At 64.5% G+C, this 13,682-nt stretch carries 14 protein-coding genes and 1 pseudogene; 2 read left to right on the forward strand and 13 right to left on the reverse strand.

Going from position 1 to position 13,682, the window contains the following annotated elements:
• The 9 genes from PSV40_RS12570 to PSV40_RS12610 form a co-directional block, all read right to left on the reverse strand.
• Window positions 1–504: a TRAP transporter small permease gene (locus PSV40_RS12570; RefSeq protein WP_096698016.1), complete on the reverse strand. Its 504-nt coding sequence runs from the start codon at window positions 502–504 to the stop codon at window positions 1–3.
• A 6-nt stretch (window positions 505–510) separates the two neighbouring features.
• Window positions 511–1,488, reverse strand: a complete 978-nt coding sequence (locus PSV40_RS12575) for a TRAP transporter substrate-binding protein (RefSeq protein ID WP_300537980.1) — start codon at window positions 1,486–1,488, stop codon at window positions 511–513.
• A 19-nt stretch (window positions 1,489–1,507) separates the two neighbouring features.
• Window positions 1,508–2,155, reverse strand: coding sequence for a DUF4286 family protein (locus PSV40_RS12580; RefSeq protein ID WP_096698018.1), 648 nt, complete (start codon window positions 2,153–2,155; stop codon window positions 1,508–1,510).
• Window positions 2,156–2,260: 105 nt separating this feature from the next.
• Window positions 2,261–3,223, reverse strand: a complete 963-nt coding sequence (locus tag PSV40_RS12585) for a LysR family transcriptional regulator (protein ID WP_096698019.1) — start codon at window positions 3,221–3,223, stop codon at window positions 2,261–2,263.
• A 228-nt stretch (window positions 3,224–3,451) separates the two neighbouring features.
• Window positions 3,452–4,513 carry a maleylacetate reductase gene (locus PSV40_RS12590; protein WP_300537984.1) on the reverse strand — a complete coding sequence of 354 codons (1,062 nt, stop codon included), beginning with the start codon at window positions 4,511–4,513 and terminating at the stop codon, window positions 3,452–3,454.
• A complete protein-coding gene (locus PSV40_RS12595) occupies window positions 4,510–5,400 on the reverse strand; it encodes an NAD(P)-dependent oxidoreductase (RefSeq protein WP_300537987.1) in 891 nt (296 codons plus the stop codon). The genes PSV40_RS12590 and PSV40_RS12595 overlap by 4 nt, the downstream gene beginning before the upstream one ends.
• The gene (locus tag PSV40_RS12600) at window positions 5,400–6,380 is read right to left on the reverse strand and encodes a tripartite tricarboxylate transporter substrate binding protein (RefSeq protein WP_300537990.1); all 981 of its coding nucleotides are present in this window, start codon (window positions 6,378–6,380) and stop codon (window positions 5,400–5,402) included. The genes PSV40_RS12595 and PSV40_RS12600 overlap by 1 nt, the downstream gene beginning before the upstream one ends.
• A 64-nt stretch (window positions 6,381–6,444) precedes the next feature.
• Window positions 6,445–7,803, reverse strand: coding sequence for an amidohydrolase family protein (locus PSV40_RS12605; protein WP_300537993.1), 1,359 nt, complete (start codon window positions 7,801–7,803; stop codon window positions 6,445–6,447).
• A 2-nt stretch (window positions 7,804–7,805) separates the two neighbouring features.
• Window positions 7,806–8,774, reverse strand: coding sequence for an NAD(P)-dependent oxidoreductase (locus tag PSV40_RS12610; RefSeq protein WP_300537996.1), 969 nt, complete (start codon window positions 8,772–8,774; stop codon window positions 7,806–7,808).
• 98 nt (window positions 8,775–8,872) lie between these two features.
• Between PSV40_RS12610 and PSV40_RS12615 the strand changes: the two genes are divergently transcribed.
• Window positions 8,873–9,520 carry a trimeric intracellular cation channel family protein gene (locus PSV40_RS12615; RefSeq protein ID WP_300537999.1) on the forward strand — a complete coding sequence of 216 codons (648 nt, stop codon included), beginning with the start codon at window positions 8,873–8,875 and terminating at the stop codon, window positions 9,518–9,520.
• Between the two features lie 234 nt (window positions 9,521–9,754).
• Here the strand turns inward: PSV40_RS12615 and pcaF are convergent, their stop codons facing one another.
• From pcaF to PSV40_RS12630, 3 genes and pseudogenes are all read right to left on the reverse strand, one after another.
• On the reverse strand, window positions 9,755–10,957 hold the full coding sequence (gene pcaF / locus PSV40_RS12620) for a 3-oxoadipyl-CoA thiolase (RefSeq protein WP_300538001.1): 1,203 nt from the start codon (window positions 10,955–10,957) through the stop codon (window positions 9,755–9,757).
• A gap of 52 nt (window positions 10,958–11,009) precedes the next feature.
• Window positions 11,010–11,642 (reverse strand): annotated as a pseudogene (locus tag PSV40_RS12625) (3-oxoacid CoA-transferase subunit B); the annotation flags it as partial.
• A gap of 1 nt (window position 11,643) precedes the next feature.
• Window positions 11,644–12,360, reverse strand: coding sequence for a 3-oxoacid CoA-transferase subunit A (locus PSV40_RS12630; RefSeq protein ID WP_300538004.1), 717 nt, complete (start codon window positions 12,358–12,360; stop codon window positions 11,644–11,646).
• Between the two features lie 92 nt (window positions 12,361–12,452).
• On the opposite strand from PSV40_RS12630, the gene PSV40_RS12635 reads away from it, so the two are divergent.
• Window positions 12,453–13,268 (forward strand): IclR family transcriptional regulator, encoded by an 816-nt coding sequence (locus PSV40_RS12635; protein WP_300538007.1) that lies wholly within the window; start codon window positions 12,453–12,455, stop codon window positions 13,266–13,268.
• A gap of 24 nt (window positions 13,269–13,292) precedes the next feature.
• Here the strand turns inward: PSV40_RS12635 and PSV40_RS12640 are convergent, their stop codons facing one another.
• Window positions 13,293–13,514, reverse strand: coding sequence for a hypothetical protein (locus PSV40_RS12640; RefSeq protein ID WP_300514193.1), 222 nt, complete (start codon window positions 13,512–13,514; stop codon window positions 13,293–13,295).
• Between the last annotated feature and the right edge of the window lie 168 nt (window positions 13,515–13,682).

Here is a 13,682-nt window from a genome sequence, read left to right on the forward strand (position 1 = left end):
TCATTCGCTCCGTTCTTCGCCGTCGCCGATTTCAAACTGTTGATGCCGCAGCACGCACAGCAGCCGCTCGCCGAAGGCCACGGCCAGCAGCGTCGAGCCCAGTGCCATTGGCAGCTGCGGCAGCCACAGCGGCACCGGCACCAGGCCTTGCGACAACTCGTTGAATCGATAGCTTTCCAGCACGAAGGCCGAGCAATACCAGGCCAGGTACAGGGCCAGGCAGAGCCCGATCATGCTGGCCAGCACTTCCATCGCGTGATGCAGTGATGGCGGCACAAACCGCGCCACGGCGGACACCCGGATGTGGGAGCCGCAGTGCAGGGCATAGGGCAGGCCGAAGAAGCCCGCGGCGGCCATGGCCCAGGCCGCGAACTCATCGGCGTCACGCACCGTCGAGCCCAGGTTCCGGGCCACCACTTGGGCCAGGATCATGGTGCAGATCAGAATCAGCGAAGCCGCCGACAACAGTCCCGAAGCCAGGTACAAACGGTGCAGTGCCTTCATCGCGGCTTAGCGCTTGGCCTGATCGATCACGGCCTTGCCGTCAGCGCCAGCTTTCTTGACCCAGTCCGCGGCCATCACGGCACCAATCTTGGTGAGCTCGACTTCAATCGCTGGCGGTGTGGTGCCCACGATCATGCCGTTCTTCGCGAGTGTCTGGGTCAATTCGCTGGTTTGCTTGCGCGCCATGTCCCAGCCCCTTTTTTCGGCGCGTTCAGCAGCCTCAAGCACGGCTTTCTGCGAAGCGGGCGGCAACCGTTCAAACGCGCGTGCGTTGACCATGGTCACGTTTTTGGGAATGAAGGCCTGGACGTCGTAGTAGTATTTGGAGAAATCCCAGGCCTGCGAATCCACCCCGGTAGCGGGAGAAGTGATCATCGCCTCGATCAAACCGGTCCCGAAGGCCTGCGGAACGTCGCCCGAATTAACGGTCGCGGGCGAAGCGCCCATCAGCTCGACCAGACGTGAGGTCGCGGCGTTGTAGGCACGAAACTTCATGCCCTTGAACTGGGCCATCTGCGTGACAGGCACCTTGGTGTAGATGCCCTGAGGCGGCCATGGCACGCTATAGAGCAGCTTGATGCCCTGCTTCTGCAGCCGCGACTCCATGCCGGCGCGGCTGGCCTTCCAGAGTTTCCAGGCGCTGTCGAAGTCGCGCGCCAGCAGGGGCACGGCATCGACTTCGAAGATGGGATCTTCATTGCCGAGCACCGAGATGAGCACGTCGCCGACCTGAACCTGGCCGGTTTGCACGGCACGCTTGAGGTCGGGCCGCTTGAAGAGCGACGAATTGGAATGGGTCTTGATTTCGAGTTCGCCGCCGGTGGCCTTGGCCACGTCAGCAGCGAACTCGCGCGCGACGGCCGAGATGTAGTTGCCGTCGGGTTGCTCGACGGACATGTTCCAGCGGTCTGCTGCGTGGGCCGATGACAGGCTCATGCAGGCGGCAGCCAGGGCGGATAAGAGGTAGCGGCGGTTCAGGGTCATGGGACTCTCCAGAAAAAAATCAGGAAGCCAGTCGCCAAAGCGACTGGAACGAATAAACCTCACCCGGGGGCAGTCCCAGGGATTCGGACAAGGCCAGCGCATGGTGGTGGGCAGCCGTGGCGCGAGTCGCCTCCACCATCACGAGCGCATCCGACGGTGCAGCCACCGCATCCGCGGTGACCGGGGTGGACAGGCCGGCATCGGTTTCGAGCAGCGTCGTGCGAATAACGTGGTCCTGCCCGGTCAGGGCGGTCAACATCTGCTGCAGTCGCGCTTTGACGCCTGGCTGCCGCAGCGTGGCTTCCGGCACCACAAAAAGCGCCAGCGCACCGCCCTCTCCAGCGCCCGCTTCCAGGGTCAACTGGCCCACGCGGCGTTGCGTGCCTCGCATCCGCGTGAAGTTTTCAAGCGACCAGGCGGTCTGGTTGGCAAAGGCGCGACGATAGGGCTCCGACTGAAAAATATCCAGGCTGTCGGTGTAGTAGAGCGCCAGATAGGGGCGTGGACAGTCGCCGATGGCACCAAAACGGCGCGCACTCTGAAAGCCGGGGATAGCCACACGCTCCTGCATGTGTTCGCGGTCATACCAGCGGTTGAAGTCCAGATCGTGCTCTGGTTCGATGTTGGTCCAGATGCAGAGGAGGCCCCGTGTCTTGTCAGTGTTCATATGGGATCAGAAGATCATGTTGACTATTCGACATAGTTTCATCCAACATGATGTGCAAATCCAACAAGTAATATTGACGAGCATCCATCAATTTAATTTATGAGCCTAGGGGCGCGTGGAAATGGTCCAGGGATCGGCGGCCACATCAGCCGCGGGCATGCGTGCAACATCTCCAGGTAAACCCCGGGCGAAATCCTGCGCAGTTTGTTGCGCTACCGCCGCGATCTGCTGAAACAGCGGCGTCTCCGGCCCCGACCGGTAGGAACAGACGAGCGACATGTTCGGCATCTCGGTGTCGATTTGCAGGAGGCGCACATCACCGTTGGCCAGTTCACGCTGGATGATTGCAGGCGGAATCATGGCCAGGCCAAAACCATCGACCACCAGTCGAACCATGGCCGAAACCGAGGTCATGCAATTGATGCGGACCGGTTTGCCGACCTGGTCGTCGAACAGCCGCTCGAGAAATCTGTGCGGACCCGAATTGCGTGAGAAGCTCAGGATGGGAAACGTTGCAATGTCGGACAGCGTCAGCACGTCACCATGAAGGTTAAGGCCAGTCGCACCGAACCAGCGCATCGGGAAGTCGCACAGCGGCATGTTTTGTACATCAACCCCGAGCACGGGATCGGTCTGCAGAATCAGGTCAAGATTGCCCTTGGTGAACTGCTCGATCAACCGGATCGTCGTGTCGCCAGCCAATTCCACTTCCAGTTGAGGATAGACGCGGTGAATGCGTGCCATCAATTCGGGAAACCAGGAATGAATGATGGACTCGATCACGCCGATCCGAACAACGCCGGTATACAGCGCCCGGTCTTTCATGCTCTCAAGCATGTCGTGCGTGGTCCGCACGAGGCGATCAGCGTAGACCAGCGCCTTGCTGCCTTCCAGCGTCAACGTGACTTCGCGGTCACCCCGATCGAACAAGCGAACGCCCAGCTCCTGCTCCAGCGTCGCGATGCGGCTAGAGACCGCGGCCTGTGTGGTGTGAAGTTTTTCTGCGGTTAATCGGAAATTCCGAAGCTTTGCAAGCCATACAAATGTTTCCAGAAATCGAAGATTCATTCCGTCAGTTTAAGGCAAGGCGGAACAACCCACGTGGGCTGGCGGGTCCGCGGGCGGCAGGTGATGCAGCGCAAGCCTTGCGCACAGCACTGGCCCTGCAAACATGTGTTCATGGGCCTGCCGGCGCGGTGCGCCGTTGTCTCCGGTCGCCAGCCCGGCAGGTCAGAGCAGGTCTAAAAAAATCGGCGGACGCAATGGACGAATTGAAAACATGCACACCCCCGCTCTTCACGCCCGGGGCCGGACGCCCTCAAACGCATCCTGCAGCAACTGGCGGATCGCAGCGCGCTCCAGCGGCCGCGGGTTCGGGTACTGGTTCTGCATGGCGATGTCGCAGGCCCGGTCGAGGTCGGACGCCTTCATGCCGATGTCGCGCAGCGCCACCGGCGCGCCGTTGTTCTGCGCCAGGTCGAACACCGCCTGTTCCGCACTGCGGCCCTGGAGCGCCTGCGCGATGGCCTGCATGGCCTGCGGCGCCGCGGCCGCGTTGTAGGCCAGCGCGTGCGGCAGCACGATGGTGTGGGTGTCGGCATGCGGCAGGTTGAAACTGCCGCCCAGGGTGTGGCACAGCTTGTGGTGCAGCGCCATGCCCACATTGCCCAGCACGGTGCCGCAGAGCCAGGCGCCGTACAGGGCATCGCTTCTGGCGGTCAGGTCATTCGCTACGTTTTTGATAGCTGGCAGCGCCCGCCCCATGGCGGCTATACCCTCTTTTGCCATCAAGTCCATGACGGGGTTGCGGTCCACCGCATACAGGCCTTCGGCGGCGTGGGCAATCGCATTGATGCCGCTGGTCACGCTCATGCCGACCGGCAGGCTCAGGGTCAGCTCAGGGTCGTAAATCACGGTGCGCGGCAACACGCGCGCATCCTTGCCAGTTTTCTTCAGCCCGCCCTCGGTGATGCCGTAAATGGAAGTCATCTCGGAGCCGGCATAGGTGGTGGGAATGGCCAGAATCGGCAGGCCGGAATCGAGCGCAATCGCCTTGCCCAGCCCGGTGGTGGAGCCGCCGCCAATCGCGACGGCGCAGTCGGCGCCGAGCCGGCGGGCCAGGTCGCGGGCTTCGCGCGCGGTTTCCATCGGCACATGCATGACGGCGCGGTCGAAAACGCCGGCGGCGTGCTGCCCCAGCAGGTCGGCAATCATCTCGGCGGAGGCGCGCTGCTCGGGTGTGGACAGCACCAGCGCCTTGCGCGCGCCGAGTGCCTCGATTTCGCGGCCCAGGTGCTGCAGGCTGCCGGCGCCGAACACCACGCGGGCCGCCTGCGCGTTGTAGATGAAACTTTTCATGACTTGTCCTGCAGCCTGGTGTCCAGCCCGGCGCTGCGCTCAACCGTCTTGATGATGGCCGCGTAGTCGTCCTGGCCGTCGCCCTGGGCCAAGGCCGCATGCAAAAGTTGGTACGTGAGCGCCGTCTGCGGCAAGGGCACATGGCTGTCGGCGCCGGCGCCCAGAATCAGCGTCAGGTCCTTGATCATCTGCTCGACCGTGAAGGTCGGCGTGAAATCGCGCTGCGAAAGCTGCGCCGATTTCGCCTTGACGATGGGCGAACCCACCGCGCTGGCGCCCAGCACCTGCCACATGTCGCCCCAGGCCAGCCCGCCCTTGCGGCCCAGGGTCAGGGCCTCGGCCAGCATGGCACTGGTCTGCGCAATCATCAGGTTGACCACCAGCTTCATCAGCCGCGCCTGCTCGGCCTCGCCGAGGTAAAACTGGTTCGGCCCCAGCGTCTTGAGCAAGGGCAACACGCTGTCATAAGCGGCGCGCGGCCCGGACGCCATCACCGTGAGCTGGGCCGCCTCGGCCATCTTGTTGTTGCCCGACACCGTGGTGCGCAGGTAAAACACCCCGGCTGCCGCCAGCACCTGCGCCACTTCGGCCGACACCTGCTGCGACACCGTGCTGGTGTCGATGTAGACCGCGCCCCGCCGCGCCGATTGCGCAACCTGCGACGCCACCTGGCGCAGCGCGGCGTCGTCGGGCAGCGAGGAAAAAATCATGTCGGCGCGCGCCATGGCCGCGCCGGCTTCATCAGCCACCGCCAGGCCTTGTCCGCGGGCCAACTGCAGGCGCGCCTCGCTGGGGTCGCTGACCGTCAGCGCATGACCGGCCGCCTGCAGGTGCCCGGCCATGGGCAGGCCCATCTTGCCCACACCGGCGACATGAACCAGCGCCATCACTGGCCCTTGAGACCGGCCGCCTTGGCAATCCGCGCGGCGGCGTCCACCTCGGTCTTGATGAAGGCGTTGAAAGCCTCGACCGACAGCGGGAAAGGTTCGGCGCCCAGCTTGTTCATGCGCTCCTTGACCTCGGGGCTGGCCATGGCCTTGAGGGCTTCTTCGTGCAGGCGTTTGACCACAGGCGCGGGTGTGTTGCTCGCCACAATCATGCCGACCCAGAAGGTGTAGTCCGAACCCGCCACCCCGGCCTCGACCGTGGTCGGCACCTGCGGCAGCGCGGGCGAACGGCTGGGCGTGCTGACGGCCAGCGCCTGCAGCTTGCCGTCCTTGACCAGCGGCAGGGCCGAGGCCAGCGGCGCGAAGAACCAGTCGTTGCTGCCGCCGATGACGTTGGTCATGGCTTCGGGCGTGCCCTTGTAGGGCACATGCAGGGCCTCGATGCCGGCCTGCAGGCGGAATTTTTCCGCGTTGAGGTGGGTCGCGCTGCCGACACCGGCCGAGGCGTAGTTGAGCTGGCCGGGCTTGGCCTTGGCAGCGGCGACCAGGTCGGCGACCGACTTCCAGCCCTTGGCCGGGTTGACCACCAGCACATTGGGCAGGGCCGCCAGCGGCGTGATGCCGGTGAGGTCCTTGAGCGTGTCGTAACCGATGGTGCTGTAGATCGCCGGGTTCAGCGCGTGGCCCGACGAATGCACCAGCACGGTGTAGCCGTCGGCCTCGCCCCTGGCCACCTGGCCTGCGGCAATGGTGCCGCCGGCGCCGGGCTTGTTCTCGATGAGGATGGGCTGGCCCATGCTCTTGCCCATGGTATCGGCGATGCTGCGGGCAATCAGGTCGGTGCCGCTGCCGGCCGTGAAGGGCACAAGGAATTTGATGGGTTTGCTGGGGTAGCCCTGTCCTGAGCCTGTCGAAGTGGCCTGGGCCAGCGCGCTACCTGCGACCAGCAGGCCAGCGGCGAAAAGAAGAAAGCGTTTCATGGTTGTGTCTCCTTGGTTTGATGGTCAAAACGGGTCTCCGCCCTTTTATTACCTGCGCAGTCAGCTATATATTTGATAGCGACAATGCCTTCGCGATTTTTTGCCCCGACGCCTGCAAGGCGGCCAGCTGCGGCGCCAGGTCCACGCCCAGCAGCTTGCCGTGGCGTTTTTTCCAGCGCCCGGCCACCATCACGCTGTCGATGTTGGCCAGCGAGGTCTGCATCACCACCGAGTTGACCGGGTCGTGCACCGGCTGCATGTTGAGGTCACTCGCGCGGATCAGCACCAGGTCGGCCTGCTTGCCGGCGGCCAGCGAGCCGATGCGGTGCGATTGCTTGAGCATGCGCGCGCCTTCGACCGTCACCCACGAAAGCGCCTCGCGCGTGATGACGGTCGAGGTCGGCGGAATGCTGCCGTGGGCCTCGCGCCAGGCCACGTTGTCGAGCGAGCGCTGGATGCCCAGCGCGATACGCGCCTGCGTCAACATGTCGCCGCTCATCACGCTTTCCAGGTCCACGCCCAGTGAAGGGGCGCGGCCCAGCGCCCGCAGCCGGCCGGTGATCGGGTGGCCATGGCCCTGGCTCATTTCACTTTCGGCCGCGGCTGAAAAACTCATGCCGAGTTCACAGAAGCGCTGCAGCTGCACGTCATTGAGGGCGTGCCCGTGCACGATGTTGATGTGGTCGCCGAGCAGGCCGGCGGCCTCGAGTTGTTCCCAGCCGTCCGGTGTGCGCGCCGGGCCCCCGCCCTGGTGCAGCGAGGCAATCAGGCCGAGGTCTTTGGCCATGGCGAAGTCGTGCAGCGCCACCTCCAGCGTCGAATAGTGCGGCCCCAGCACGGCCGCCTGCACACTCAGCAGCGGCTGGCCCTGGTGCGCCTTGAGCAGGCGCTCGATTTCCGCGCGCGGATGCGGCACTTCCCAGAACGGCGCCTGCCCGGGCAACGGATCGGGCTTGGGCGTGCCGTGGAAAAAGGCGGCACGTATTCCGGACGCCAACAGGCCGCTGATGGCCGCGTCGTTGTGCGCCGGCGTCGGGTTGTTGTGGCACCAGTCGGCCAGCGTGGTGGTGCCGCAGTTGAGCTGGTTCAGTGAGCCGACCAGCGTGGCAATGTACAAATCGTCGGGTGTGAACACGGTGGCCAGCCCCGCATGCATCTTCTTGAAATACTCCAGCAGCGTCCAGTTGGCGGCCAGCCCGCGCAAGGCGGTCTGCCAGGTGTGCATGTGCGCATTGATCAGGCCCGGAATGATGATGTAGCCGGTGGCATCGACCACTTGCGCATCATCGGCATGGATGGCCGGTGCGATCTCCGTCAGGGTGTCGCCCGTCACGAGGATGTCGCCGCTGGGCAGGTCGCCCTGCGCATCCATGGTGACGATGGTGGCGCCGCGGATCAGTGTTCTGGCGGGTGTACTGGCCATGGTCAGGCTTCCAAACCGTCGCTCATCTTCATGTTCTCGGAGGTCAGCTCAAGGCCGGCATCCTTGGCGGTTTCCACCAGCAGCACGGCAAAGTCGATGTCCTCGTGGCCGCGGCCGACCAAACGCGCCACCGACTCGCGCGTGGCCGCGGCGGCCGGCATGGCCACGCCATGCGCCCGCGCGGCCCCGAGGCCGAGGTCCATGTCCTTGAGCAGCAGCTTGGGCGTGAAGGTCACCTGGTCAAACGTCAGGTTGGTCAGCATCGGCGTCTTGTATCGGGTGTACATGGAGCCGAGCACTGAGTCGTTGATGCTTTCGAGAAAAATGTGGCGCGGAATGCCGGCCTTTTCGGCCAGCACGGTGATCTCGCACAGGTTCTGGATGATCACGCCGAACATGGTGTTGTGCGCAATTTTCCAGATGCGCGCCAGCTCCCCCTCGCCCACCCACATGACCTTGCGGGCCATGGCCTGCAGGTAGGGTTCGACCTCGGTGTACAGCGCCTTGGGGCCCGAAGCCACCTGCAGCAGCTTGCCGGCCTTGGCCACCTTGGCGTTGCCGGACACCGGCGAACACAGGTAGCCGACCCCCATGGCTTCGAGCCGCGTGCGGATCTCGGCCGAACCCTCCTGCGAGATGGATGAGCTGTCCACGACCACCTTGGGTCTGGCCGTGCCGGCCACCAGGCCGCCTTCGCCGAACAGCACCTGCTTCAGGTCGTCCGTGGTGGAGACCATGGTGAACACGATGTCGCAGGAAGCCAGGTCCTGCTTGCTGCCGACGATGCTCGCACCGTATTCGGCCAGCGGTGCGGCCTTGGAGGCCGTGCGGTTCCACACGCTGACCTCGTTGCCGGCCTTGATCAGGCGTTTGGCCATGGCCTCGCCCATGCGTCCCAAACCTATCCATCCGATGCGCTTGCCCATGCTTGTTCCTTGTTTCTTTTGACCCGGGCCAGTGTGCAGCAGCACCTGCCGGGGTTCAAGAAATCCAGCGGAAATCAGTTTTTCACGGGCGAGAAAACGGCTGCCACCCGCCCGGCCAGTAGCCGCCGCGGCACAATCCCCCCATGGAAAACATCAACACCTGGGGCAGCTGGCTGCGCCATGCGCTGGAACTGTCGGCCACCGTCGCCTTTGCCCTCTCCGGGGTCATGGCGGCAGCCCGCGGCCGGCTCGATGCCGTGGGCGTCCTGGTGGTGGCTTTTGTGGCCGCATTTGGCGGTGGCACGCTGCGCGACCTGCTGCTGGACCAGCGGCCCTTCTTCTGGGTCCGGCATGTGGAGTATGTCTGGGGCATCCTGGCCCTCGGCATGGCGGCGATGCTGTTCATGCGCCAGCGCCATTTCGAGCCGACCGAGCGGGTCATGCAGATCCCCGATGCGCTGGGCCTGGGCCTGTTCGCTGCGGTCGGGGTGGACGTGGCCAGCCGGGCTGGCATGCCGGCGCTGGTCTGCGTGTTGATGGGCATCGTCACCGGCGTGTTCGGTGGCGTGCTGCGCGACATCGTCTGCAATGAAATTCCCAGCGCGTTTCGCGACCACCGGCCTTATGCGGTCTGCGCCTTTGCCGGTGGCTGGGTGTACCTGGGACTGAGCGCGTTCGGCGCCCCCGAATGGGTCGCGCTGGTCAGCACGGTCACCCTCACCGCCGGCCTGCGCCTGCTGGCACTGTGGCGCGACTGGCGCCTGCCCTTGTGGCAGGTGGGGCATGATTGAGATTTCCATAAATCACGACAGGCAACTTACTACCGTTCGCCCTGAGCTTGACGAAGGGCCCCTCGTCAAGCTCAGGACAGGCTTCGACAGGCTCAGCCCGAACGGTGTGGTGTCATGAATAACGAAAATGTCAATAGGACGCGGCTCGACCCTCCCCACAAGAAACCATCCAGCCGGGAAACGCCATGGAACCGGCGTTGCCGGGCCACTGGCCCTGTCCCTTGATGGTTCAGTTCAAACGCGTTCGATCACCAGCGCAATGCCCTGCCCCACGCCGATACACATGGTGCACAGCGCGTAGCGGCCGCCGGTGCGGTGCAACTGATTCATCGCCGTGGTCACCAGGCGTGCACCCGAGGCTCCCAGCGGGTGGCCCAGCGCAATCGCGCCGCCGTTCGGGTTGACGCGTACATCGTCGTCCTGCAGGCCCAGCAGGCGCAACACCGCCAGGCCCTGGGCGGCAAAAGCCTCGTTGAGTTCGATCACGTCCATCTGCGCCAGGCTCAGGCCGGTCAGAGCCAGCACTTTTTCGGTGGCAGGTGCGGGGCCTATGCCCATGATGCGCGGCGGCACGCCGGCCGTGGCCATGCCGACGATGCGCGCGCGCGGTGTGAGGCCGTTCTGCTTCGCGGCCTCTTCGTTGGCGATCAGCAGCGCGCAGGCGCCGTCGTTGACGCCGGAGGCATTGCCCGCCGTGACACTGCCGTCAGGCCGCACCGCGCCCTTGAGTTTGGCCAGGGCTTCCAGTGAGGTTTCACGCGGGTGCTCGTCCTTGCCGACAACCATCGGGTCGCCTTTTTTCTGTGCGATGGTGACCGGCGTGATCTCGGCGTCAAAGAAACCCGCCTTCTGCGCGGCGACCGCCTTGAGCTGGGAGGCCAGCGCCATCCTGTCCTGGTCTTCGCGGCTGATCTTGTACTCGGCCGCCACGTTTTCAGCGGTTTCCGGCATGGCATCCGTGCCGTATTTTTCCTTCATCAGCTTGTTGACAAAACGCCAGCCAATCGTGGTGTCGTACATCTGCGCGGCGCGGCTGAAGGCACTTTCGGCCTTGGCCATCACAAACGGCGCGCGGCTCATGCTCTCCACGCCACCGGCAATCATCATGCGGGCCTCACCGGCCTTGATGGCGCGGGCCGCCGTGCCCACCGCGTCCATGCCCGAACCGCACAGGCGGTTGATGGTGGCACCCGGCAGCTCCAGCGGCAAGCCAGCCAGCAGCGTGGCCATGTGGGCCACGTTGCGGTTGTCTTCACCGGCCTGGTTCACGCAGCCGTAAATCACGTCGGTCACGGCCAGCCAGTCCACATTCGGGTTGCGCGCCATCAGCGCCTTGAGCGGCACGGCGGCCAGGTCGTCGGTGCGCACGCTGCTGAGCGCGCCGCCGTAACGGCCGAAAGGGGTGCGGATGGCGTCGCAGATAAAAGCCTGGTTCATGTGTGTCCTTTAGTGAAAGTTTCCCTCTCCCGGAGGGGGAGGGAGCCATACCAATCGGCAGGCCGAGCAGTTTTTCCAGCTCGGCATGCTCCAGCCCCTCGACCTTGTCGATCAGGCGCAGGCCTTGCGGCGTGCATTCAAGGGTAGCCAGGTCAGAGTAGATGCGTTTGACGCAGCCGATGCCGGTCAGCGGGTAGCTGCAGGTCTTGACCACCTTGCTTTCGCCCTTTTTGGTCAGCAGGTCCATCATGACCCAGGTCTGCCTGGCACCGATGGCGAGGTCCATGGCGCCGCCCACGGCCGGGATAGCGCCGGGCTCGCCGGTGCTCCAGTTGGCCAGGTCGCCGGTGGCGGACACCTGAAAGGCACCGAGCACGCAAATGTCCAGGTGGCCGCCGCGCATCATCGCAAAGCTGTCGGCATGGTGGAAATAGGCGCCCCCCTTGAGCAGGGTCACCGGCTGCTTGCCGGCATTGATCAGGTCGAAGTCCTCGTCACCCTCGCCGGGGGCAGGGCCCATGCCGAGGATGCCGTTCTCGCTCTGCAGGATCACCTCTATCCCTTCGGGCAGGTGGTTGGCGACCTGCGTCGGCATGCCTATGCCGAGGTTCACGTAGGCGCCGTCATGGATGTCGCGCGCCACGCGGGCGGCGAGCTGGTCTTTGCTGCGTTTCTGGTAAGTCATGTCAGGCCGCCTGTTTGAAGCCGCCGGCCTGCGTGGCTACACGGTCAATTTTCACGATGCGGTGCACAAAGATGCCGGGGGTCACAATGTGCTCCGGATCCAGCGCGCCGAGCTCCACGATCTCGTGGACGGTCGCCACCGTTTGTCTGGCCGCCGTCGCCATGACCGGGCCGAAGTTGCGCGCCGCCTTGCGGTACACCAGGTTGCCCCAGCGGTCGCCGCGCTCGGCCTTGATCAGCGCCACGTCGCCGTAAATCGGCATTTCCAGCACGTAATGCCGGCCATTGATTTCACGGGTTTCCTTGGGCGAACCATCGGCATGTTTTGCCAGTTCGGTGCCGTAGCCGGTCGGGGAGAAAAACGCGCCTATGCCGGCGCCCGCCGCGCGCAGCCGCTCGGCCAGGTTGCCCTGGGGCACCAGTTCCAGCTCGAGCTTGCCGGCGCGGTACAACTCGTCAAAAACGTAGCTGTCGGTCTGGCGCGGAAAGCTGCAGATGATCTTGCGCACGCGGCCGGTCTTGAGCAGCGCCGCGAGCCCGGTGTCGGCATTGCCGGCGTTGTTGTTGACCACGGTCAGGTCCTTCGCACCCTGCGCAATGAGGCCGTCGATCAGTTCGTTCGGGATGCCCGCCGTGCCAAAACCGCCAATCAGCACGGTCGCACCGTCCTGCACGCCGGCCAGCGCCTCGGCCACCGACCGGGCTGTCTTGTTGATCATGAAGCTGTCTCCGTTGGCAAATCACATGGTCGAATTTTGTTCTTATGCAGAACAAATGTTCGTATAATGAATTTTAGGAGATTTCCGCACCCATGGCAATTGCTGCATCGCCCCTGGCTCCTGATGGCCGGCCCGGTCCCGCGCCGGGCGACAGTTATGTCCAGTCCTTCGCGCGCGGGCTGGAGGTCATCCGCTCCTTCAGTGCGCAGTCACCCCGCCAGACCTTGAGCGAGGTGGCGGCGCGCAGCGGATTGACTCGCGCCGGTGCGCGGCGCATCTTGCTGACCCTGCAGACGCTGGGGTATGTCGTCAGCGACGGCAAGTTTTTCTCCCTGACCCCGCGTATCCTGGATCTCGGCTTTGCCTACCTGTCGTCCATGCCGATCTGGAACCTGGCCGAACCGGTGATGGAAGGTCTGGCCGGGGAGGTCGGGGAGTCGTGTTCTGCCGCGGTGCTGGAAGGCACGGACATTGTGTATGTGATGCGGGTGGCCACGCACAAGATCATGAGCATCACGCTGGGGGTCGGTTCGCGCCTGCCGGCTTACTGCACGTCCATGGGCCGCGTGTTGCTGGCCGGCTTGCCGGAGGGCGAAGCCCTCGCCTGCCTGAAAGCCTCGGAGCTGGCGCCGCTCACCCGCCACACGGTGACGGACCTGGACGCCCTGCGCCAGAAAATTGCGCAGACGCGCAAGCAGGGCTGGTGCCTGGTGAACCAGGAGCTGGAAGAAGGTCTGGTGTCCATGGCCGCGCCGATTCACGACCGGCAGGGCAAGACGGTGGCGGCCCTGAACATCAGTGGCCAGGCCAACCGGACCAGCGCCAGGGCCATGCAGGACAGCATGCTGCCGGCCCTGCTGGCCGCTGCGCAAACGATTTCACGCCTGCTCAGCGTTCAACGCACCTGATCGGGCCATGACCCGACGGGCCGATCAGGACTTGCGGGACCCCATGACCAACACCACAGCGCCCAGGACAATCGCGCCGATGCTGAGCCACTGGGGCACATTGATCGACTCTTTTTCCTTGACGACCAGCTCGAGCGGGCCGATGTTGGCTTTGGTGGTGTCCTTGGTGAAGCTGAAACCGCCGGTGAAAAAGCCGGCCAGGCCGAGCACGATCAGGACAATGCCTGTGATTCTGACTGCATTCATTAAATTCTCCTCGCCGGATGATGGGTATGCCGGCGCGCGCTTGCCGGGATCACGCTGCCGTGGGGGTAATCTAGCCGATAAGGCCCCGCAGGGCCGTAGGACATTGCCGACGGACCTTTTCGGCGTCCCGAAAACACCACAGGGGGCAACAAGCACAGGCCCCATGCT

The sequence above is a fragment of the Polaromonas sp. genome (assembly GCF_029945925.1).
Classification (GTDB): Bacteria; Pseudomonadota; Gammaproteobacteria; order Burkholderiales; family Burkholderiaceae_C; genus Polaromonas.

Excerpts from the sequence above, each read along its gene's own strand:
- PSV40_RS12585 (WP_096698019.1), bottom strand. The coding sequence starts at position 3,223 with ATGAATCTTCGATTTCTGGAAACATTTGTATGGCTTGCAAAGCTTCGG.
- PSV40_RS12635 (WP_300538007.1), top strand. The coding sequence starts at position 12,453 with ATGGCAATTGCTGCATCGCCCCTGGCTCCTGATGGCCGGCCCGGTCCC.
- PSV40_RS12605 (WP_300537993.1), bottom strand. The coding sequence starts at position 7,803 with ATGGCCAGTACACCCGCCAGAACACTGATCCGCGGCGCCACCATCGTC.
- PSV40_RS12580 (WP_096698018.1), bottom strand. The coding sequence starts at position 2,155 with ATGAACACTGACAAGACACGGGGCCTCCTCTGCATCTGGACCAACATC.
- PSV40_RS12630 (WP_300538004.1), bottom strand. The coding sequence starts at position 12,360 with ATGATCAACAAGACAGCCCGGTCGGTGGCCGAGGCGCTGGCCGGCGTG.
- PSV40_RS12590 (WP_300537984.1), bottom strand. The coding sequence starts at position 4,513 with ATGAAAAGTTTCATCTACAACGCGCAGGCGGCCCGCGTGGTGTTCGGC.
- PSV40_RS12600 (WP_300537990.1), bottom strand. The coding sequence starts at position 6,380 with ATGAAACGCTTTCTTCTTTTCGCCGCTGGCCTGCTGGTCGCAGGTAGC.
- PSV40_RS12570 (WP_096698016.1), bottom strand. The coding sequence starts at position 504 with ATGAAGGCACTGCACCGTTTGTACCTGGCTTCGGGACTGTTGTCGGCG.
- PSV40_RS12615 (WP_300537999.1), top strand. The coding sequence starts at position 8,873 with ATGGAAAACATCAACACCTGGGGCAGCTGGCTGCGCCATGCGCTGGAA.
- pcaF (WP_300538001.1), bottom strand. The coding sequence starts at position 10,957 with ATGAACCAGGCTTTTATCTGCGACGCCATCCGCACCCCTTTCGGCCGT.
- PSV40_RS12595 (WP_300537987.1), bottom strand. The coding sequence starts at position 5,400 with ATGGCGCTGGTTCATGTCGCCGGTGTGGGCAAGATGGGCCTGCCCATG.
- PSV40_RS12575 (WP_300537980.1), bottom strand. The coding sequence starts at position 1,488 with ATGACCCTGAACCGCCGCTACCTCTTATCCGCCCTGGCTGCCGCCTGC.
- PSV40_RS12640 (WP_300514193.1), bottom strand. The coding sequence starts at position 13,514 with ATGAATGCAGTCAGAATCACAGGCATTGTCCTGATCGTGCTCGGCCTG.